Genomic DNA, 22,314 nt, shown 5'->3' with positions numbered 1-22,314 from the left:
GGGTGGGCCTGCATACCACTTTCGGGTCTGTTGTAAGCCAGCTTTCGCGCAAAGTCATGCTGCATGAGCACATTAAATTGCGATCAAGTGGTATGGATCAAAGGCATTTGAACAATCGCATACCAATTGGTTGACATTTTCATGTCGCCGTGCCGAAGCTGCGTCCCACGCCTGGCATGCAGGCGATCGTTTGGGAGGAGGAAACCATGCGGCGACCCGCCGGAGCAGTGCACAGCATCTCGTTGTCCCCCACACCCCTGATGGTGGCGCTGCTCGCCGTGCTGGCGGGGCTGCCCACGGCCCAGGCGCAATCCGGCAAGGACGCGGCAGGGCAGGATCCCACCACGCTGGACCAGGTGCAGGTCACCGGCATCCGCGAATCGATGCAGAGTTCGATCAACAAGAAGCGCGATGACACGGTCATTGCCGACGTGCTCTCGGCCGATGACATCGGCGACCTGCCGGCGCCTTCGCTGGCCGATGCGATCGAGACCCTGACCGGCGCCGCTTCGACCCGCGACAAGACCGGCGCCTCGGAAATCTCCATCCGTGGCCTGGGTGCCTTCCTCAGCAGCACCAACTTCAATGGCCGCGAGATCACCAACGGCAGCGGCGACCGCTCGGTGAACTTCAACATGTTCCCCGCCGAGCTGATCAATACGGTGGCCATCTACAAGACCCAGCGCGCCGACATCATCGAAGGCGGCGTGGCTGGCACCATCGGCCTGGAAACAGTGCGCCCACTGGAGTACGGCAAGCGTGCGGCGCAGCTGGACCTGCGCGGCAGCTGGGCCGAGTATGACAAGAAGTACCGCGACGACGACGGCATCGGCTATCGCGGCACCGCCAGCTACATCGACCAGTTCGAGTTCGGCAACGGGCAGAAGCTGGGCATCTCGCTGGGCTTCCAGCGCCTGGACGGCACCGACCCGGAAGAGAGCATCACCAGCGGTTCCACCTGGTATGCCTGCGATGGCACGCAGAACGTGGGCAATGCCAACTGCAATGAAGTGTCCGCGCAGGCCATCGCCAACGGCGCGCCGTACTACCTGGTGCCAAGCAGCCGCATCTACCGGCTCAAGCAGGAGCGCAACGACCGGCAGAGCGAGTTCGCCGCATTGCAGTGGCGGCCCAATGACGTGGTTGAAGTGAACCTCGACTTCGAACACACCGAGCGCAACTGGTACGAGAACCGCAGCGACCTGAGCCTGTCCAACGCCCGCCGTGGCATCACCCGGCGCGAGGTGGACGAGGACGGCATCGTGCGCCACCTGCATGGCAGCACCTCGATTGATTCCACTTCAAACCGCTACTGGCGTGGCGAGGAGTACACCGGGGGTGGCCTGAACCTGATCCTGCGACCGACCCCGGCCTGGGAACTGTCCACCGATCTTTCGTACTCGCACACCAATCGCCTCGACAGCGAGCGCATGACCCGCCTTCGTGCCAACCAGCGCGACGTCAACAATGCCATCGTGCCGGGCATCAGCAGTGGTGCCACCGGCTACGTGGACTATGACTGGGACTGGCACGGCGAAGTGCCCAGTGTCGCGCTGGCGCCGAACTTCGACCCCAACAACTGGGACGCCTACACCGGCGCGGCGCGCGTCACCTCCAGCGCAACGGAGAACGACCACAGGATCAAGGCCGGCCGCTTCGATGCCAGCTTCATGCCGGAGTCCGGCTTCTTCACCCGTATCAAGGGTGGCGTGCGTGCCAGCCAGGCGGACTACCGCCTGCGCGACAACACCCTGGTAAGCGATTACGACCAGCGCGTGGCGGCCGACAAGGCGAAGATCATCGCCGCCAACCAGGCCTGCCGCGCGCCGTTCCCACAGGATGACTTCATGGATGCCGCCAGCGGCAACACGATCTCCTCGTGGGCGTACTTCGATCCGAACTGCCTGTACCAGTCGTTCCGTGGCAGCCTCGACAGTGGGTTGGATCCGGGTTTCCAGGATCCGAACAATGTCGATATCACCGAGAAGACACGCGCGCTCTATCTGATGGGGGAGTTCAGCAGCAGCCTGTTCGGCTTGCCGGTGACCGGCAACCTCGGCCTGCGCTGGGTCAAGACCGACGTTCGCTCCGAAGGCGTGCGTACCGGGCTGCGTATCGAGGACAATGGTGACGGCACGATCCGCCTGCAACCCACCGGTGCGTACAGCACGCAGGTGTTCAAGGCGGGCAACGACAAGCTGCTGCCCAGCCTCAACGCGGCCTTCGAACTGCGCCCGGACGTGTTGCTGCGGGTCGGTGCATACCGCGCGATGTCACGGCCGGACATCGCCGCGCTGGGTGCCGGGCGCACCATCAACGTGAGCAGTGATGCCACCTACGGCAATCTGGCCGACGCGCTGGATGACATCAGCGCCAGCGGCAACCCCGCCGCGCAGCCGCTGATGTCCTGGAACGGCGACCTGTCACTGGAGTGGTACCCGAACCCGGACACGATGCTGGCCGGCGCGGTGTACTGGAAGCAGTTCAACGGCGGCACCGCCACTGCGCTGGTGCCGGAGACCTACACCATCGACGGCCAGAGCGTGACCGTGCCGGTACGCCAGCAGGTAACCACCGACGAGGACAGCACGCTGACCGGCTTCGAGCTGACCGCCACCCATCGACTGTCGTACCTGCCCAAGCCGTTCGACGGACTGGGCTTCAAGGTCAGTTACAACTACGCCGATGCCGACTACCGGACCCAGGACTCGCGACTGGGCGAGCAGCTGGCCAGTGACGGCACGATCATTCCGGCGATCGTGCCGCCGGCGGGCCTCAGCGGCTTCTCGCGGCACGTCCTGTCCGGCTCGATCTACTGGGACGTCGGGCGCTTCAACATCCAGGCCATCGGCAAGTTCCGCTCGCACTACTACCAGGACTTCACCGGCAACACCGCACAGCAGAACCGCTACTACGATGACAACACCAGCGTGGACCTGCGCCTGCGCTACCGGGTGAACAAGCGGTTGTCGCTGTCGCTGGAGTTGATGAACCTGACCAACGAGCCGCGCGTGGCCTACCAGCCGCTTTATGGGAACTTCCGCGAAGTGGTGACCTACGGGCGGCGTGCGTATTTCGGTGTACGATACAAGTTCTGAACAGGGCGGCGCGGCCAGTGGTCGCGCCGTCGCTCCAACCGGACCCTTGCCGGCCGCGGTGGCAGGGCAGGGACCGGGAAGGAATCGCCAAGGGTCAGCCGCATGTCCGCCAACCGCCTTTACCAGACCATCGCTGCCAAGCTCCGCAAGCTGATCGAGGACGGCGAATTCCCGCCGGGCTCGCGGCTGCCGGGCGAGCGTGAACTGGCCGAACGGTTCGGTGTCAGCCGGGTCACCATCCGCGAAGCCGAGATCGCACTGGAAGCACAGGGCTGGATCGCGATCCGCATCGGTTCGGGCGTGCATGTAAAGCCGCGCCCGACGCCGGCGCCCGGCGGGCTGCCGGATGTCAGCGCCTTTGACCTCACCGCTGCCCGCGCGGTATTCGAGGCCGAGGCCGCCGCTTTGGCGGCAAGCAATCTGGATGATGCCGGCATTGCCGAGCTGCAGGCGCTGGCCGAAGCGCTGTGCCGTCGCGACCTGAGCGACGCGGAAGCCGGCGAGTACGACCGCCGTTTCCACCTGGCCATCGCACGGCTTTCCGGTAACCCGGTGGTGGAGTTCTTCGTGCAGCAGATCTGGCGCATGCGCAGCGAACTGCCGCGGGTAACCGAGGTCTATGCACGGGTCTGCCATGATGATGGCGCCAGCCGTGCCGACGAGCACATGGCGATCTTCGAAGCCCTGCGCGCGCGTGATCCGGTGGCCGCGCGCAATGCGATGCGCCATCACTTCCAGCGTCTGTTCGAGGCCATGCTGCAGGCGACCGAAAGCCAGGCGCTGGAGGAGATCCGCCGCCGCACGCAGCAGGACCGCGAACGGTTCATGGCCACGACGCGTATCTGAGTAACGGCGTTTCCAGGGCCGCCGGGGCGGGTCAGGACGCTGTGACGTGCGGGGAATCATCCTTGCCGGTGCCGACGAGCGCGAAGTAAGCTCTGCTTCGTCGACGAGGGGGACACCATGTACGCAAGGATCGCGGCAGCTGCGCTGCTGTGTATGACGGCCCTGCCTGCGTCGAGCGCCAACCGCGGCTCGACGGTGATGGAGGACTACGCGGCGGCGCTGAATGCCCGCGGGCAGATTCTGCAGTTGGATACCGGTGATATGTTCGGGGAGAGGATCGGGCTGTTTACCGGCTCGGTGGAATTTCTGCAGACCGACGTCGACCTGCCGGGCAACAGTGCGCTGGAGGTGGGCATCAAGCGGCGCTTGGTGGCAGGTGCACAGGGCCGGCAGGGATTGGGCATGTTCGGGGTGTGGGACCTGGCCCTGCCCAGGGTGCATGGAACGTTCAGCACCCAGGGGGGATGGAAGAATTACGTGGTGGCCGAGCCGCTCAACCGCTGTTCGAAGTTCACCCCGCCTCCAACCGAGATCGTCACGGTGAAGGCACAGACGCCGACAGGGCCGGGGACATTCACCGAGTACTTCAACTCCGACGAGTTCTGGCATGGAACGCAGCTCTACCTGCCAGAGACCGGTGACGAGGATCTACTCGCGCAAAGCAGCGAATGGCCGGTGCCGAGTACAGGCCATGCGTACCCGATGCGAACCAAGAGCGGCAATGTCATCCGCTGCGTCGCCATGGACGATGGGGCAGGCGAGGGCTTCGAAGTCACGACGCCTGCCGGTATCACCTATACGCTCAATCATATGGCCAGCCTTGGTAGCGGACCGCCATTGATCAAGAAGGGATACTCGCGGGGAAACTTCGGCTCGGTTACGGAGTTCGAGTTCGTTCTTTTCCGGCAGGAGTTCCATATTCTTCCGACCAGTGCCCGAGACCGGTTTGGAAATTCGGTGACCTACACGTGGGATCCGGCAAATCCACGGCAGTTGCTGCGCATCGCAGCCAACGATGGCCGCACCGTCGATCTCGAATGGACGGCTGGATCGCCCAGCACGCTGCCAAGCGAAGTGAGCGCGGTCCGTGCGGGTGGGAGGACGTGGACCTACGGTACCGTGGTGGGTGGCTACAAGGTCACCTTCCCGGACCAGTCCTACTGGCAGACTACGGGGTTCAACGTAGGCACCATGGGTGCCGGTGCCGTTCCCGCAGAGCGGGGTTTCTGCCGGAATCCGGGTGTGGTGACCTACGGCCATTCCGGTTCGATCCGCCATCCCAGTGGTGCAGTGGCGAAGTATCGCTTCGAGCCGACGCTGCATGGCCGCTCGTGGGCGCGTTATGGCTGCAATATGCCCGACAGCACCGGTAGCGGGTTCCTCGACTCGATCGAATACACGCCCGCCAGGTACTACACGTGGTCGCTGGTTTCCAGGACAGTCACCGGGCCGGGCATCGACCAGCCTTATACGTGGGCCTACAGTTACGGCCCGGCCAACGGGTGCTATGCCGACGGCAGCAAGGAACTGTGCCAGGCGAATTCGCCGGCCACGAAGTGGGTGGACGTCAAGGATGCAGAGGGTGTCACCACCCGGCACACCTTTGGCAATCGATTCAATGTGGACGAAGGCTATCTGCTTTCCTCGGTCCAGCCGGGCCGCGCCACCACCCTCAGCTATCAGCTTGACGCTTCCGGCAGCTATCCGGCATTGGCCGGGCGACCGGCATATCAGCGTGCCAGCGGAATCATCGCAGCCAAGCAGATACCGTTGTTGCAGAAGGTCATCGAACAGGATGGCGTACGCTACATCTGGAAGGTCAATACGTTCGACAGCATGGCACGACCTGTGTCCATCACTGAAGCCAGCCAGCCCGTGCAGTAGGCGTACGATGTGGCAGGACAGGGGCCGCAACGCGGGCAGTGGCACGTGCTGGATCGCCCCGCCGCGCCCTGTTCGCCCTGGAAAAGGGAGCAGCAAGAACGAAGGCACTACACCGCCGGAACCGAGATCCTCTGCAGATCCAGTCTGGCCCTGGCCCACCCGCGTTGTCGATGCCTGGCCCGTGACCCCGCACCGACTCATTCCAGGAATCCCGCATGTCCGACAACCCTCCACCGCTGAACATCCTGGCGTTTGCCGGCAGCCTGCGCAGCAACAGTTACAACCGGCGCCTGGTCAGGGCTGCAGCAGGCGCCGCGCCTGCGGGCCTGCTGCTGACCGTGCATGACACCATCGCCGATATTCCGCTGTTCGACGAAGACCTGGAAGCCGCCGACCCGGCCGGCCCTGCCGGGGTCAAGCGCCTGCGCGCGGCCATTACGGCCGCTGACGGCGTGCTGATCGCCACGCCGGAGTACAGCCAGTCACTGCCCGGCGTACTCAAGAACACGCTCGATTGGCTGTCCCGCGACGATGCCGAGTACCGCACGGTCCTTTCGGCCAAGCCGGTGGCGATCATCGGCGCTACGCCGGGTCACTGGGGCACCAAACTGGCACAGTCGCAGCTGCGCCATACACTGACCGCCATGGGCGCATTGACCATGGCCTCGCCACAGCTCTATGTGGCGGAAGCAGCGGCCGCCTACGACGATGACGCGGAAGATTTCGACGCGGCGACGCGCAAGCGCCTGCAGCGCTTCCTGGAGGGATTCCAGAGCTGGGTCCAGCTGCTGCAGGGTGGGGCGTCGCGCGCTTGAGCGGTGCCGGCAGAGGCCGTCATCGCCCGCCGGTGCCAAGGACTGGATCATGCAGCCCGCGCAGCTTCTTCTTGTTGATCTTGCCCACGCTGGTCCGCTCGATTGCATCCACGAAGCTCACGCGCTCCGGGATCGCATAGCGTGAGATGTCTCCGGAACGGCTGCGCGCCGCGACCAGTTCGATGATCTCCGCTTCGGCCACATGGCTTCCCGGCTTCCTGACCACCAGTGGCAATGGCCGCTCGCCCCATTTCGTGTCGGCGATACCGATCACCGCGACCTCGCTGACCGCCGGGTGCAGTGCGATGATGTCTTCCAGCGCGAGCGAGGAGATCCATTCGCCCCCGGTCTTGATCACGTCCTTGATGCGGTCGCTGACACGCAGGTAGCCAGCTTCGTCGATGTTGCCGATGTCGCCGGTGTGCAGGTAGCCGCCCGCCCACAGCGTTGCCGAAGCCTCGGGATCGTGCAGGTAGCCCTGGGTCAGCCAGGGGGCGCGCGCCACCACTTCACCGGTGGCGATGCCATCATGGGCGACATCGCCCATGTCCGGGTCGACGATGCGCAGGTCCACCAGCGGCACCGGAATGCCGGCCTTGGTGCGCAGTGACAGCACCTCGTCGGCATCGGTCACGCTGTCCACGTCGATCTGGGCGATGGTGAGCAGAGGGCAGGTCTCGGACATGCCATAGCCGCCGAAGATGTCGATGCCCCGCGCCAGTGCGCGCTGCGCCAGGGCACGGGGCAGGGCGGCACCACCGATGATCACCTTCCAGCCCTCCAGGTCGGTCTGCGCCGCGTCCGGGTGCTCCAGCAGCATGTGCAGGATGGTTGGCACGCAGTGCGAGAAGGTCACCTTTTCGCGGGCGATCAACGCCAGCAGTTTCGCAGGCAGGTAGCGCCCCGGATAGACCTGCCTGATGCCCATCGCGGTAGCCACGTAGGGTAGGCCCCACGCGTGCACATGGAACATCGGGGTGATGGGCATGTAGACATCGTCACGATGCAGGCGGCCCTGGCGGGGTGCGCCGCCGAGCGCGGCCATCGCCGCCAGCGAATGCAGCACCAGCTGCCGGTGGCTGAAATAGACCCCCTTGGGCAATCCGGTGGTTCCGGTGGTGTAGAACACCGTGGCACGGGCATTCTCGTCGAAGTCCGGGAAGCGGACGACCGGCGTGGCACCGCGCAACCCCGCTTCGTACTCGGTGGCGAAGCCAGGCGGCAGCGGGCCACCGGCATCGTCCAGCAGGATGCGCGTGCGCAGGTCCGGCAGCTGCTCGTCGATGGCGTCCAGCAGCGGCAGGAACTCGCGGTTGGCCAGGATCACCCGCGCGCCGCTGTGGTTCAGCGTGTACGCGATCTGCTCGGGGGCCAGGCGCACATTCACCATCATCAGCACCGCACCGATCATCGGAACCGCGAAGTAGGCCTCCAGGTAGCGGTTGCTGTCCCAGTCCATCACCGCCACCGTGTCGCCGTGGCCGACGCCCAACGAGGTCAACAGGCCGGCCAGCTGGCCGATGCGCGCCTGCAGGGTGCGGTAATCGAATCGGACCCTATCGCCATAGACGACTTCCTGTTCAGGACTCACCGCCAGCGGCATCAGCAGCAGCTGCTTGATCAGCAGTGGATAGGCATGGGCATCGGGAGTGGGGGCGGATGACATGGCATTTCCTCGTGGGCGGCGTTGCGGTCGCCGGCCTTCTCCGCACCACACTATCAAGCCCTTCCTGCTGTACCAGCGTACCTAGGTACCTGTTCCCGCGCGCAGCCGATTTGATAATCTCGCCAGGACATGCCAACCCTGCTCATCGCCGATGATCACCCCTTGTTCCGTGCGGCACTGCATCGCGCGGCGGAAGAGGCGGTCGCCGATCTGCAGATCAGCGAGGCGGATTCACTGGACGGCGTGCTGGAGGCGATCGAGAACCAGTCGATCGACCTGATGCTGCTGGACCTGCACATGCCGGGCAACCATGGGCTGGCCGGGCTGGCGACCATCCGTGCGCTGCAGCCGGGCCTGGCGATCATCATCGTCTCCGCCAACGAGGAGCCGCAGGTGATCCGGCGCGCCATCGACCTCGGCGCCGCGGGCTACCTGCCCAAGAGCTCGGGTTTGAACGAGCTGCAGTCCGCGCTGCAGTCCGTGCTGGAGGGCGAACGCTGGATCCCGGCGCTGCTGCGCGAGCCGGTGGCGCGGGTAGCGCCGTTCAGCAGGGATGCCGACCTCGCCGCGCGCCTGGCCAGCCTGTCCGCACATCAATACAAAGTGCTGGGGCTGGTGGCCGAGGGCCTGCTCAACAAGCAGATTGCCGACCGGCTGGGCGTACAGCTGCGCACGGTCAAGGCGCACATGACACGCATCATGGAGCGGCTGGGCGTGCGCAACCGTGCGCAGGCCATCCGCGTGCTGCACGAAATGGGGTTGGCCGATCCGTCCCGGCTGATCGAAGAGCTGCCCGAGCCCTGAACGGTCAGCGCGTGGCAGTGGCCGCCAGCAGGTGGTTGATCGCCCAGCGCAACGCCAACGGCTTGAACGGCTTGTTGAGCAGGGATAGCCCAGCGCCGCGCACCGCCTCGCGTGTATCGCTGCCGGTATCCGCACTGAGGATTACCGTCGGCCGCGGTCCATGCATGTCCGCCAGCCGCTGCGACAGCGCAACACCGGTATCGCCGTCATCCAGGTGATAGTCGAACAGCCACAGCGCCGCCTCGTGCGCTGAGGCCCCGATGGCATCGGCGCTGCCTGCCGCGATGACGTCGCAGCCCCAGGAAAGCAGCAGTTGCCGCATCGCCTCCAGCGCGTCCGGGTCGTTGTCCACTGCCAGTACGCGGATACCCTTGAGGGCGTTGCTGCCACCCGCCGGTGCCGAACTGCGCGGGGCCACAGGCGGTGCTGCGCGTTGCACGCTGATCGAGAAGGCCGAGCCGTGCCCGGGCACGCTGCGCAGGTGCAAGGGTGCATGCAGCAGATCGGCGATGCGGTGGGCGATGGTCAAGCCCAGTCCCAGTCCCTGGCCGTTGCTGCGATCGACCCGGTGGAACTCCTCGAACACCACCGCCTGCTGCTCCTGAGCAATGCCGGGGCCAGTGTCATGCACGCCGATCATCAGTGCCTGCCCCTGGCGGCGCACACCCAGCAACACACCGCCATGGCGGGTGTAGCGGATGGCATTGGCCAGGAAGTTCTGCAGCACCCGGCGCAGCAGCAGGGGATCGCTATGGACCCAGGCCTGGCTCCGCACATGGCGGAACTGCAGGCCGCGCGCCGCCGCCAGCACCGCGAACTCCTGCGCGAGCGGATCCAGCACCGTCGACAGCGCGAACGGGCGTGGATCGGCCACCAACCCACCGGCTTCCAGTCGCGAAATATCGAGCAGGCCGGACAGCAGGTCATCGGTGGAATCCAGTGCGCCGCGGATCTGCCGCAGGAAACTGTCGAGGAACTCGGATTCGATGTGCTGCGACATCGCCTCGGTCAGCAGCTGGGCCGCATGCAGGGGCTGGATGAGGTCATGGCCGACCGCCGTCAGGAAGCGGGTTTTCGCCGCGTTCGCGCGCTCGGCCTCCTGGACCGCCTGCTGCAGCCTCGCGGTGCGGTCCTGTACGCGGCGTTCCAGCGTTTCATTGCTGCGCTTGAGCGCATCCTCCGCGCGGCGGAACGCCGTGACATCGGTGAAGGTGGCCACGTAGCCACCGCCCGGCATCGGGTTGCCGCGGATCTCGACGATGGTGTCATCGGGAAATATCCGTTCCGACAGGTGCGGCGTGCCACGGCGCATGTGCGCGACGCGGCGCTGCAACGCCCTGGTGGGCGTGTCGCCGGGGCCATCGCCGATCTTCAGCTGCCCCAGTGCCCACGCCGTGAGGTTGACCACCGGCTGCCCGACCTGCAGCAGCTCCGGCGGGAACTTGAACAGCGCGGCGTAGCGGCTGTTCCAGGCCACCAGCTGCAGCTGCGCATCGACCACGCTGATGCCCTGGCTCATGTTCTCCAGCGCGGCTTCGAGCAGTCGCTGGTTGAAGCGCAGCACCTGGGTAGCTTCGCCGACGGCGCGGGTCACCGCATCCAGCGGCGCGGCGCCGCCCTCGCGTGCGGCTTCGACCAGCAGCCGTGCCATGCCTGCGCCCACCACGGCCGTCAGCTCACGCTCGACGGCGGTGACCCGGTCGTCATCCAGCATCTGCCCGGCGTGGCCCTCGAGCAGCTGGCGCGCACGCTCCTGGCCAAGGAAGCGTCCGGCGGTCCTGCGCAGGGACGCCGCAGCCACCGCATCCCGCCTCCGCGGCAATGACGGACGCACGGCCCGCGACACCAGGGCCACGGTCAGCAGGTTGACCGCCAGGCTGGCCCCCATGCTGATGGCGATATGCCCCGGCTGCACGCGCAGCGAGACCACCGCCAACCAGTGCAGCCCGTCGGCGCTGACCGACGGCGTCGCGGCCGGGATCACCATCGGCAGCAGTACCAGCCACAGCCAGGCCAATGAGCCCAGCACGATGCCGGCTATGATGGCCGCGGAGGGCGTACGTGGGCGATACACCGCCAGCAGCACAGCCGGTGCCAGCTGCGAGAGGGCGGTGAAGGACATCAGGCCGAAATCGCTGAGTGCCTCGGTGTCGCTCATCGCGCGGCTGTACAGCCACGACATCAGGAACACGGCGAGGATGCCGGCACGGCGGAACGCCAGCACGCGCGGGCGCAGATCGGCATTGGCCACGCCGCCCCCGATGCCACCGAGCAGGCGCGAACCGAATCCATGGTTGCCCAGCATGATCGACAGCGTCAGCCCGGACAGGATCATCATGCCGGTGGCCGCGCTCAGGCTGCCCAGATAGGCCAGCAGCGCCAACAGATGATGGCCGCCGGCCTGCGGCAGCGCCAGCACGTACAGGTCAGGCGATACCGAGGCCGGCAGCTGCGCGGCGCCGGCCAATGCCATCGGCACCGACGGCAGGCCGATCAGCAGCAGGTAGACCGGGAACATCCAGCGTGCCGTCTTCAGGTCCGATGTCTGGCGAAGCTCGACCACGCCAACATGGAACTGGTGCGGCAGGGTGAACGCGGAGATCGCCCCCAGCGCGACCATGGTGAGATAGTCCGGCACGATGGCCGGTGGTGGCAGCTGCGCCATCTTCTCCAGCAGCGGTGTGCCGGCCTTGTGTACGGACAACGCCGCATACAGGCCAATGGCCAGCAGCGCCACCAGCTTCAATACGGACTCCAGGCCCAGCGCGACCACGATGCCGCGGTTGGGCTCGGTGGCCGAGGCCTTGCGTGCACCGAACAGCAGGGTGAACGCGGCCATCGTCAGCGCGAACCAGAACGACATGTCCAGCTGCGCACCGGCAGGCGCGAACCCATCACCCAGCAGGGTGCCCAGCCCCTGGCTGACGGCTTTCAGCTGCAGTGCGATGTACGGAATGATGCCGAACAGCGCCACCAGGGTGATGGTGAAGCCGAGGCCGCGATCGGCACGCAGTCGTGCAACGACCAGATCGGCGATGGTGGCACTGTTGTGCTGCTTGGCCAGCCGCCCGAGGCGGCGCAGGAACGGCAGGCCGAACGCGAAGATCAGCGCCATGCCGGCCAGGGTGGGTGGAATGGGGAAACCCCATTGCCGCCCCTGCGAGGCCGCACCGTAGTAGGTCCACGCGGTGCAGTGCACGGCCAGCGACAGTGCATAGATGAGCGGCCATGCCTTCGAAAGCCGGTGCCCCCGGCGCTCGCCCCACAGCGCCACGCCAAACAGCAGTGCGGTCCATGCAATGCAGGCGAAGAGGACGATGGAGGGCGTCAACATCGCTCCAGTGTAGGGAGAGAATCGGGCGGGGTGGTGCTAGGGCGTGATCACGATCAGTGACAGCTGCTCAGCGACCAGTGCCAGCTCGCCATCGGCGACCCGCTCGACGGCCTTGCGCTGGATCAGCAGCCACTGGCCGGGCTGGCGCGCATCCAGTGACACCAGCTGCGAGCGTACCCGCACCTCGGACCCGCTCGGCACTGGCGCCAGGAAGCGGACCTTGTTCAAGCCGTAGTTGAGCACATGGGCGATGCCGGGGAAGCCGGCCAGGGCAGCCACATCGTCCTCCACCGTCAGCGAGAGCAGCAGGAAGCCGTGTGCGATGGTACGCCCGCCCGGCATCTGCGCCTGTGCCCGCGCTGGATCGACATGGATCCAGTTGTGGTCGCCGGTCGCGTCGGCAAAGGCATCGATGCGCGCCTGGTCCAGGCAGGTCACGCCACTCAGCCGCTCACTGGCGGCCCACTGCTGCACCGCCTGCAGGGCGGGAGGCCGGTCGCTGTCCGCACTCACACCACACGCTCCAGCAAGGCAAGGATCGCGTCACGCGCCTCTGGTTCGGACAGCATCGGAGCGTGGCCGACATCGGGCACTTCCACCAGACGGGCACTTTCCGAGGTGGCCGCCATCTGCCGCGCCACATCGGCCGGCAGGATGTCGGACAGCGCACCGCGTACCACCAGCACCGGCACCCGGGCGGTCAGCCCGCGAACCGCACGCCACAGCAGGGGACGCAACAGCCACAGCAGCCATGGCCGGGTGGTTCGGATCACTGCCGGGTCGTAGTCCAGTTCCAGCAGGCCATCGCTGCGCGGGCGGAAGGTGCGCACCGCCATCTGCCGCCAGTCGTCGGCGCTGAAGCGAGGGAACGCAGCCTTGCCGATGGATTCCACGTAGGCCGTGGCCTGCACCAGGTCCATCGGCGGTACCGGCTTGCCGGCGTACTTGCCGATCCGTGCCAGCGCCTCACGCGGCACCCTGGGGCCGGCATCGTTGAGCACCGCGCCCGCGACCCGCTCGGGCGCGCGCGAAGCGAGGGTGATGGTCACCAGCACGCCCAGTGAGGTGCCGACGAACACCGCCTTGTCGATGTTCTGCGCGCGCAGCAGCGCGACCATGTCATCTGCGTAGGTGCGCGGGTTGTAGCTGGACGGATCGTGCGCACGTTCTGAACCGGCGCGGCCACGCAGGTCGACGGCGATCACGCGCCATCCCTCGGCGGTGAGTGTTTCGGCCAGTGCATCGAAATCGGCACCATTGCGGGTCAGGCCGGGAATGCAGACCACGGTGCCGCGGGGCGCCTGCCGGGCATCCGCTGCATGGTCGCGCGCGTGCAGGCGCAGGCCATCGTCGCTGTTCCAGTACAGGTCGTCGTAAGACTGCGTCATGCAGAAGCTTCCTGAAGATCGTAACGGATGCGCTAGAAATCGTAACGGACGCTGAGGCTATATTGGCGCGGCGGACCATAGAAGCCAATCAGCGTGCCGACTGCAGGAATGTTGTAGCCAGTAGTGCGGTATTCCTTGTCGGCCAGGTTGGTGCCCTGCAACGAGAAGGTCCACGCATCATCCAGGCGCCAGATGACGCCGGCGTTGACCAGCCCGTAACCCTGCTGGCGGATCACCGGGCTGAGGTCGGTGGTCGGCCACACTTCGCTCTGGTAGCTGTAGCTCACGCGTGCCGACAGGTTGCTGCCGTTGGCCAGGTCGGTGCGGTATTCCACGTTGAACGCACCGGAGATATCCGGGGCATTGGTGAACTTCATCTGCCTGGCCACGTTGATGCCGCGGTCCATGTACTCGTCGTATCTGGTATCCAGCCACGCCAAGTTGCCGGAAATCAGCCAGTGCTGGCTGGGCAGGTACTGATACTCGACTTCCAGGCCTTTGACGGTACCGGCGCCGGCATTGGTGAAATCACCGAAGAAGGAATCATCGATGCCATCGCCATTGGTATCCAGGCCGGTGAACACCGACAGCTGGATGTCCTTGTACTTGTTGTAGAACGCTGACAGGTTCAGGAACAGGCGCTGGTCGAGGAAGGCCATCTTGCTGCCGACCTCATAGCTGTCCACGGTCTCGTCATCGAACGGCTCCGCCGAGCGCGGTACCGCCACCGCGTTGGCGCGGATGTTGTAGCCGCCGGACTTGAAGCCACGCGTCGCCAGGCCATAGACCATGATGTCCGGAGTGATCTGGTAGTCCAGCGAGACCTTGGGCGAGACGTTCCTGAAATTGGTCTTCTTGTCGAAATCGGCGGTCACCGCCACCGGCCGGCTGAAGCCCGGGTCGGCGTAGAGGCGGTTGAGCACGATCGCGCGCTTGTCCTCGTCGGTGTAGCGGGCGCCGACATCGAGCTTCAGTCTGCTGGTCAGGTCGAAGGTCCAGTCCGCATACAGCGCGATGCTGTCGGTCAGCACCTTGCCCTGGTTGTCGGCGAACTGGGCACTGAAGTAGTTGTTCTGGATCTGCCCGCCAGCCTCGCCACTGAACTGGTACAGGCCGACCACACCGCGCACCCGGCCGCCGGCATCGTAGTTCAACTGCACTTCGTTGCTGACCTGGTCGTCGTGGTAGGTGCCACCCACGTCGGCGAGCTTGACCGGGGCGGTATCGAAGTCGATGTTGGCCTCGCTGTCCGATTCACGCTTGGCGACCACGTATTTCAGCGCGATGTCTTCGTTCGGCCGCCAGTTCACCGTGGCCGAGGCGCCCTTGCTCTCCACGTTGTTGAGGTTGCGCATGCCCGAGCGGATGTCATAGCGGCTGTCCATCGGCGGGTAGGCGCGCAGGAACGGATTGGGTGCCAGCATCTTCGAGCCGCGCATGCCGGACTGATCGTCGATCCAGTCCAGTGCGAACTGCACGTCGAAGTCGTCGCCCGCATACGCGCCCAGGTTCAGGCGTGCCGCGTTGATCTGCTTGTCACTGACCGGCTGGCCGTTGAAAGTGTTCTCGCCAAACCCGTCGTGGTTCATGCTGGCCACCGCCACGCGGGCGCGCAGGCCGCTGTCAGCACCGCCGATCGGACCGCCGATGGCTGCCTTGGCATCCAACTGGCTGTAGTTGCCCACGGTGACCTGGGCGAAGCCCTCGGTCTGGGTCGGCAGGCCGCGCGAGATGTACTTGATCGCGCCGCCGATGGTGTTCTTGCCGTAGAGCGTGCCCTGCGGGCCGCGCAGCACCTCGATGCGCGAGACATCGAACACATCCAGCAGCGCACCCTGCGGGCGCGCGATGTAGACGTCATCCAGGTAGATGCCCACGCCCGGATCGGCGCCCCAGGTGGGGTCGGACTGGCCGATGCCACGGATGTAGGCGGTGACCGTGCTGCTGGCACCGCGGGCGGCGTAGATGGTCAGGTTGGGCACCTGCGCATCCAGGTCGCTGATGTCCTGGACATTCATCTTGTCCAGCGCTTCGGAGGTAAATGCGGTAACCGCTACCGGGACCTCCTGCAGGGTTTCCTCGCGCTTGCGCGCGGTGACCTTGATGCTGTCCAGGTTGGTGGGTGATGCAGTCCTGGCCGCCGTCGGCGTGGCCTGGGGCGTTTCCTGTGCCAGTACCGGCCCGGAGGCCAGCAATGCGCCGATCATGAGACTCAGGCAATTCCGTTTCATTCGGTCCTCCCCCAGGCAGCTGCTTGCAGATGGCCCATTGCCATCCTGCAGCCAAGGCTAGCGGTGTCATCACGCAGCGGCGAGTGGACCTAGGTCCAGTCGGCAGCGGCCGCTGGATGCGGATACTGGGCGCGCCCCCAGCCGGAAGCGCGTCCCGGTACCACTTCATCCACGACTCACGCATGAGGATCTGGCCATGAAATCCGGAATCGATTCGATCAAGGTTGTACTGCTGGTGCTGTGCAGTTGGCTGGCGATGGCGGGCAGTGCCCTTGCCGCAGGCCCGGCCGGGCATTGGGACATTGGCCTGTACGGCAATCTGTTCGGCGCCCGCGAGTACCAGGTGTGGGTGCCGGCGGGCTACGACGACCAGCAGCCGCTACCGTTGCTGCTGGTGCTGCACGGCTGCGTCAACGGGCCCAACCTGATGGGGGAGGCGTCAGGCTTCAATGATGTGGCCGACACCGAAGGGTTCATCGTGGTCTACCCCCGGCAGAACGTCACCTCCAATCCGGCCCGCTGCTGGAACTGGCAGCTGCCGATCAACCAGGCCCGCGACAGCGGCGAAGCGTCGATCCTGGCCGGCATCGTGGACAAGGTGAAAGCGGACTACAGCGTGGATCCGCGCCGGGTCTATGTCACCGGCATTTCGGCAGGTGGTGCGATGACCTCGATCATGCTGGCCTGCTATTCGGATGTGTTCGCTGCCGGCGCCATCCACTCCGGTGGCATGTTCAAGGGCGCGACCACGATTTCCGGCAGCGCCTACGCACTGCTGGCCGGCAGCATCTATTCGCCGGACAGCAATGGCCGCCTGGCGTGGCAGTGCTCGGGTTCGCCGTCGCCGCGACCGCTGCCGGTGCTGGTGTTCCATGGCAGCGCCGATCTCACCGTCAATCCGGTGAACGGCCAGCAGGCCGTGCGCCAGTTCCTGCAGACCAATGACCTGGCCGACGACGGCCTGGACAACGACTCGGTGAAATACGTGCCGACCAGCACCTATCACGGACAGGTGCCGGGCGGCCGCGGGTATACCGTCGACACCTACGCCTACGGTGGCAGGACGCTGGTCCAGCACTACGTGGTGCAGGGCATGGGGCATGCCTGGAGCGGCAGCCAGTCGGGCCTGCCATTCACCGACCCGAAGGGGCCGGACGCCACGCTGATCACCTGGTTGTTCCTGAAGGACTACCAGCGCTGACGGGGGGCAGGGGGCCTTCCAGGGAGGGGCGCGACCGGAGGTGCCGGATGGCACCTTCAGCCGCTCATGGCAATCGATTATCGTGAGCGCCCGTTCCCACGACCTTCAAGCGCCGGCGCATGGAATCCATGTCAACGACTGCCCGAAACCGGCAATGGCTCAATGCCGTCGTGCTATCCGCAGTGCTCCTTGCCGTCGGCTGCGAGGGCAGGAAGGCACCGCCGAACGATGTGGGGGCGGCGGTCGACGAGGCGGCCCATGCCCTGATCGAACAGCCTTTGCTGCACTCGGCCTCCATCGGCGTGGTGTACCGGGGCAAGACCTTCATCCGTCACCGCGGCGAGATGGTAGCCGGCAAGCCCGATGTTCCGACCGACGCAACGCTGTATGAGATCGGCTCGCTGAGCAAGACCCTGGCGGGCACGTTGATGGCCCGTGCGGTGCTTGAGGGCAGGGTGGGCCTGGAGGATGACGTTCGCAGCTACCTGCAGGGCGACTATCCGAACCTGCAGTACCAGGGCCATCCCATACGGGTCCGTCACCTGCTGTCACACACCAGTGGCCTGCCGAACATGCTGCCGGAGCGGGCGAACACCGTGTTGGAGGACTTCACCGATCACCGCGTGCCCGGTGAACTCAGTGCCCTCTATGCGCATTACGGCAAGCCGGATTTCCTGCGGGATCTGCACGCCGTGCGGATCCCACGGATGCCCGGGAAAGAGTACGCCTACTCCAGTGCCGGGACGGAGCTGACGGCCCACATTCTGGAAGGCGTCTACAAGACCGACTACGCGTCATTGCTGGATGGCTTCTTCAGCGACGCCGCAGCAATGACCAGCATCGGGATCAAGCTGGGGAATGCGGAAAAAGACCGTCTTGCCATCGGCTACCACAGCGACAATCCGGTGCCGACCTCGCCGATGCCACAGTTGCCATGGGGCGCTTCCGGCAACGTCAAGGCAACAGTGCCCGACATGGTGAAATACCTTCAGTTCCAGCTGGCCAACGGCCCGGTGGTGCAGGAATCGCATCGCACTCTGGCCAGATTCGACGACGAGTTCAGCATCGGCTATTTCTGGAACATCGTCGCTGGCGATCGCCAGAAGGGTGTCTATTACGCCCACCACGGTGGCGTTCCACGCTCGCAGTGCTACATCTACATCATGCCGGAGCACGATCTGGGCATCTTCGTGATCACCAACCAGAGCGGCGACCGGACCGCGCGTGCCATGGAGGCGGCGATCGATACCCTGGTCGGGAGAATCGCGGCGCGTTGAACCGCCCGCTGAGGCTCGGGCCCACGCGGCCCGGTCCGTGCACCAATGTGGCTTCGCAGGACGACGTGTCGGACAAGCCTGGAACCGATCTGGACAGACTGCTCGGCCCCGGCGGCTGTCGGCCGCAGGGCTTTGCGCTCGCATTCCTGGCGTTCGTCGCTGGATATCATCGTTGGTCGCATGGTCTGCGCCGCGGCAATGCCCTCGGCTAGGCTATAGCGATCGACCGCAGGGATGACGACCCCATGAACCGCTGGCTTTTCCTGGCGCTTGCTGCGCTCCCGTTCACAGCCGGTGCCGTGGTCATCCGTGATGACGTTGACGACGCCCGGTATCAGATCGATGCCTCTGTCTTCCCGGCGCTGGCCGACATGCCGGGCGAAGGACATGGCGTTCTCATCGCCCCGCGCTGGGTGCTGACCGCAGCGCATGCGGCACCCATGGAAGGGATGGAAGAATCCATCTCCATCAATGGACGCGCCTATGCGGTCGAGCGCGTCTTCGTGCATCCCGGTTTCAGAAGAATGCCGGAGGCCCTGGGCAAGGAGGCGCTGGCGACGGGAAATCCCTCCAGGATCCACGCGTTCCTGGCAGCGTCGGATGACATCGCACTGATCAGGCTTGCCACTGCTGTAAAGGATGTACAGCCCGTAGCGCTCTATCGCGGTGCTGCCGAAGTCGCGCAGATCGCGGCCCTGATAGGAAAGGGGGCTACTGGCAATGGCGCCGTAGGGCTGGTGCCAGGCGGCCCGCATCGCACGACCCTGCGGCGTGCATACAACGCGCTTACCGGCGGCAACGACCGGTATCTCTGGTATCGGTTCGATCCGCCTCCGCGGGCCCTGCCGCTGGAGGGAGTTCTCGGCAACGGTGACAGCGGCGGTCCGCTGGTGATTGATGATCACGGAACGCCGCAGCTGGTGGGGCTTGGTTCGTGGATCACTGCGGTTCCAGAGCATGCGCTCGAGGCGGGGTTCTATGGCCAGGTGGTCTACAACGTTCGCGTATCGCGCTACATCGACTGGATCGAAAGCATCCGCCGTGACGCGTCACATTGATTGCTTTTCGTGGAGGCGTAGCAGTGCAGGGGGGGCGTTGCCCTGATCTCAGCCGGTGAGACGGGCGTTCGTATGCTTCCCATCATGGGCTCATCATTTCACCGTCCAGATTTCATGATCGTCACCCGGCCGTCCGGCTGGGTGCAGAGCGGTGAGCGCTGGGATCTGTGGTGGAACGGCCGTTCGGTGGCCAGTATCGTGCCGCATGCCGTGCTCGGGTTCCGCCTGAAACTGGACGCACGCAGGATGTCACAGAGCAAGGTCGTGTCCGTCGCCAGCGCCCGGCAGGCGAAGCGCTACGCCGAGCGCTGGTGCGCGGCGCGGCTCTGCCCACAACTGCCACTGCGTGACGCCGTCGCCCGACTGGTGCAGAGTGCGCCCGAACCGGGCGCCGTGTCCGCGCCGCCATTGACCCGAAAGCAGCGGCAGCAGGCCCGGCGCCTGGCCGAGGCCGGCGCAAGCGAGATGGGGCGGATCAAGGAAGCGCTGGCGCCACGGCCGCGCGTGATGGCCGCCAGGCCCGAGGTGCAGGGACGAGGTGGAACCTGGTCTGTACCCGGCCAGAATCCATCCTCGCCGCACCGAAACGGGAACACCTCCCCAGCCAGGGTTACGCCGAAAGCTCCTCACGCACGATCCTGGCCCCTTCGCTGAGCGCGCGCAGCTTGCCGCGTGCCACTTCACGCGCCAGCGGTGCCATGCCGCAGTTGGTGCTCGGGTAGAGCTTGTCGGCATCCACGAACTGCAGCGCCCTGCGCAGGGTGTTGGCCACGTCTTCCGGCGTTTCGACCGTATTGGAGGCTACGTCGATGGCGCCCACCATCACCGTCTTGCCGCGCACCAGTTCGATCAGGTCGATCGGTACGTGCGAGTTCTGGCATTCCAGCGAGATGATGTCGATGCTGGAGGTCTGCAGCTTGGGGAACGATTCTTCATACTGCCGCCATTCCGAGCCCAGTGTCTGCTTCCAGTCGGTGTTGGCCTTGATGCCATAGCCGTAGCAGATGTGCACCGCCGTCTCGCACTTCAGGCCCTCAACCGCACGCTCCAGCGCGGCCACGCCCCAGTCGTTCACTTCGTCGAAGAACACGTTGAAGGCCGGCTCATCGAACTGGATGATGTCGACGCCAGCGGCTTCCAGCTCCTTCGCTTCCTCGTTGAGGATCTTCGCAAACTCCCAGGCCAGCTTTTCGCGGCTCTTGTAGTGCGCGTCGTACAGCGTATCGATCATGGTCATCGGGCCGGGCAGGGCCCACTTGATCGGCTGCGTGGTCTGGCGGCGCAGGAACTTCGCATCCTCGACGAACACCGGCTTCGGACGGCTCACGGCGCCGACCACGGTCGGCACGCTGGCATCGTAGCGGTTGCGGATGCGGACCGTTTCGCGCTTCTCGAAATCGACGCCGCTGAGGTGCTCGATGAACGTGGTGACGAAGTGCTGCCGGGTCTGTTCGCCGTCGCTGACGATGTCGATGCCGGCGTGCTGCTGCTCCTGCAGGGACAGGCGCAGTGCATCCTGCTTGCCTTCAGTCAGGCCTTCGTCCTGCAGCTTCCAGGGTGACCAGAGCTTCTCGGGCTCGGCCAGCCAGGACGGCTTGGGCAGGCTGCCGGCGGTGGAGGTGGGAAGCAGTTTCTTCGTCGACATTGCGTCTTGTTTCCTGGGGGCGAATGGAAAATCGATGGATCAGCGGGCAGCCCACTGTTCAAGCACGGCGCGATACGGCTTGATGAAGTGTTCTTCGGTGAACTTGCCCTGCTTGACCGCCAGCTGGCTGCGCTCTTCGCGGTCGTAGACGATGCGGGTGGACGAATAGTCCTGGTGCTTCAGGCTGGGCTGGTAGACCTTGCCGGCCACGGAGTTGGCGTTGTAGATCTCCGGGCGGTAGATCTTCTGGAAGGCCTCCATCGTGCTGATGGTGCCGATCAGCTCCAGGTTCGAGTAGTCGCCCAGCAGGTCGCCCTGGAAGTAGAACGCCAGCGGTGCGACGCTGCCCGGCGGCATGAAGTAGCGCACCTGCAGGCCCATCTTGTCGAAGTACTGGTCAGTGGGAGAGAACTCGCCCTGGCGGTATTCCACGCCCAGGATCGGGTGGTGGTTCTCGGTGCGGTGATAGGTCTTGCTGCTGGATACGCTGATGCAGATTACCGGCCCCTTGCTGAAGTTGGCGCGGTAGGCCTCGGACTCCAGGAAATGCTTGAACAACTTGCCATGCAGGTCACCAAAGCCCTCCGGAATGCCAAAGGTGGCCTTCCCTTCGTTGCTGGCCGGCAGCACCACGCTGAAATCGTAGTCGCGCACGTAGGACGAGAAATTGTTGCCGACGATGCCTTCGGTACGCGCGGCGGTGCGGGTGTCGACGATGGTCGGGCGCAGCACCTCGATCAGCGGGAACGGATCACCGCCATCGCTGTTGCCGATGTGCATCTCCACCGAGATGATGTCCAGCTCGACCGCGTAGCGATCCGCGCTGGGGTTGTCCCAGTGCGCCAGATCGTTGAAGCGGTTGTTGATCATGCTGATCGTGTTGCGCAGGTTTTCCTGGCGGGACGCGCCGCGGGCCAGGTTGGCGAAATTGGTGGTGATGCGCGTCCCGTCAGCAGGCTGGTAATCCTCGTTGAAGGGGATCTGCGTGATGCTGAAGGTGAAGGTGTCGGTCGTCATGGGTGGCGTTCCGTAGTGCGGGGTGACATCCGGATGCGGGCGAGGGCATC

Annotated in this window: 16 protein-coding genes; 9 read left to right on the top strand and 7 right to left on the bottom strand. The window is 65.4% G+C overall.

The genetic code is table 11. The annotated features are described in order from the left end of the window. The first annotated feature begins 206 nt into the window (after positions 1–206). From AC5P60_RS04950 to AC5P60_RS04935, 4 genes are all read left to right on the top strand, one after another. Complete coding sequence (locus AC5P60_RS04950; RefSeq protein WP_483693142.1) at positions 207–3,098, top strand: TonB-dependent receptor; 2,892 nt, start codon at positions 207–209, stop codon at positions 3,096–3,098. A 102-nt stretch (positions 3,099–3,200) separates the two neighbouring features. Continuing rightward, positions 3,201–3,944, top strand: coding sequence for a FadR/GntR family transcriptional regulator (locus AC5P60_RS04945; RefSeq protein WP_033834238.1), 744 nt, complete (start codon positions 3,201–3,203; stop codon positions 3,942–3,944). A 117-nt stretch (positions 3,945–4,061) separates the two neighbouring features. Next, on the top strand, positions 4,062–5,828 hold the full coding sequence (locus AC5P60_RS04940; protein WP_111196977.1) for a wall associated protein: 1,767 nt from the start codon (positions 4,062–4,064) through the stop codon (positions 5,826–5,828). A gap of 215 nt (positions 5,829–6,043) precedes the next feature. Continuing rightward, on the top strand, positions 6,044–6,643 hold the full coding sequence (locus tag AC5P60_RS04935) for an NADPH-dependent FMN reductase (RefSeq protein WP_483693140.1): 600 nt from the start codon (positions 6,044–6,046) through the stop codon (positions 6,641–6,643). A 19-nt stretch (positions 6,644–6,662) separates the two neighbouring features. On the opposite strand, the gene AC5P60_RS04930 is transcribed toward AC5P60_RS04935, so the two are convergent. Further along, the gene (locus AC5P60_RS04930) at positions 6,663–8,309 is read right to left on the bottom strand and encodes a fatty acid--CoA ligase (RefSeq protein ID WP_483693138.1); all 1,647 of its coding nucleotides are present in this window, start codon (positions 8,307–8,309) and stop codon (positions 6,663–6,665) included. A 129-nt stretch (positions 8,310–8,438) separates the two neighbouring features. Between AC5P60_RS04930 and AC5P60_RS04925 the strand changes: the two genes are divergently transcribed. Next, positions 8,439–9,113, top strand: coding sequence for a response regulator transcription factor (locus AC5P60_RS04925; RefSeq protein WP_483693137.1), 675 nt, complete (start codon positions 8,439–8,441; stop codon positions 9,111–9,113). A gap of 4 nt (positions 9,114–9,117) precedes the next feature. Here the strand turns inward: AC5P60_RS04925 and AC5P60_RS04920 are convergent, their stop codons facing one another. The 4 genes from AC5P60_RS04920 to AC5P60_RS04905 are packed head-to-tail and all read right to left on the bottom strand — an operon-like array spanning position 9,118 to position 16,066. Next, positions 9,118–12,447 carry a hybrid sensor histidine kinase/response regulator gene (locus tag AC5P60_RS04920; protein ID WP_483693136.1) on the bottom strand — a complete coding sequence of 1,110 codons (3,330 nt, stop codon included), beginning with the start codon at positions 12,445–12,447 and terminating at the stop codon, positions 9,118–9,120. 36 nt (positions 12,448–12,483) lie between these two features. After that, positions 12,484–12,960 carry a MaoC family dehydratase gene (locus tag AC5P60_RS04915; RefSeq protein ID WP_005413511.1) on the bottom strand — a complete coding sequence of 159 codons (477 nt, stop codon included), beginning with the start codon at positions 12,958–12,960 and terminating at the stop codon, positions 12,484–12,486. Beyond that, positions 12,957–13,835 carry an alpha/beta fold hydrolase gene (locus AC5P60_RS04910; protein WP_005413510.1) on the bottom strand — a complete coding sequence of 293 codons (879 nt, stop codon included), beginning with the start codon at positions 13,833–13,835 and terminating at the stop codon, positions 12,957–12,959. The genes AC5P60_RS04915 and AC5P60_RS04910 overlap by 4 nt, the downstream gene beginning before the upstream one ends. A 32-nt stretch (positions 13,836–13,867) precedes the next feature. After that, positions 13,868–16,066 carry a TonB-dependent receptor gene (locus AC5P60_RS04905; protein ID WP_224119211.1) on the bottom strand — a complete coding sequence of 733 codons (2,199 nt, stop codon included), beginning with the start codon at positions 16,064–16,066 and terminating at the stop codon, positions 13,868–13,870. A 196-nt stretch (positions 16,067–16,262) separates the two neighbouring features. Between AC5P60_RS04905 and AC5P60_RS04900 the strand changes: the two genes are divergently transcribed. From AC5P60_RS04900 to AC5P60_RS04885, 4 genes are all read left to right on the top strand, one after another. Continuing rightward, a complete protein-coding gene (locus AC5P60_RS04900) occupies positions 16,263–17,267 on the top strand; it encodes an extracellular catalytic domain type 1 short-chain-length polyhydroxyalkanoate depolymerase (RefSeq protein ID WP_043033419.1) in 1,005 nt (334 codons plus the stop codon). Between the two features lie 119 nt (positions 17,268–17,386). Beyond that, entirely contained in the window at positions 17,387–18,544 is a 1,158-nt protein-coding gene (locus AC5P60_RS04895; protein WP_495201695.1) for a serine hydrolase domain-containing protein, read from the top strand. Between the two features lie 245 nt (positions 18,545–18,789). Further along, positions 18,790–19,602, top strand: a complete 813-nt coding sequence (locus tag AC5P60_RS04890; RefSeq protein ID WP_483693132.1) for a S1 family peptidase — start codon at positions 18,790–18,792, stop codon at positions 19,600–19,602. An 84-nt stretch (positions 19,603–19,686) separates the two neighbouring features. Beyond that, positions 19,687–20,256, top strand: coding sequence for a hypothetical protein (locus AC5P60_RS04885; protein ID WP_423166517.1), 570 nt, complete (start codon positions 19,687–19,689; stop codon positions 20,254–20,256). Here the strand turns inward: AC5P60_RS04885 and AC5P60_RS04880 are convergent. Continuing rightward, a complete protein-coding gene (locus AC5P60_RS04880) occupies positions 20,213–21,247 on the bottom strand; it encodes a methionine synthase (protein ID WP_461291144.1) in 1,035 nt (344 codons plus the stop codon). The two genes, AC5P60_RS04885 and AC5P60_RS04880, sit on opposite strands and share 44 nt — an antisense overlap. A gap of 39 nt (positions 21,248–21,286) precedes the next feature. Further along, complete coding sequence (locus tag AC5P60_RS04875; protein WP_483693130.1) at positions 21,287–22,264, bottom strand: DUF1852 domain-containing protein; 978 nt, start codon at positions 22,262–22,264, stop codon at positions 21,287–21,289. Positions 22,265–22,314: the final 50 nt, after the last annotated feature.

It is taken from the genome of Stenotrophomonas sp. YJH_SMC_120, assembly GCF_059368675.1.
The sequence above is the reverse complement of the archived record's forward strand: the minus strand, read 5'-3'. Positions and strand labels throughout refer to the sequence as shown.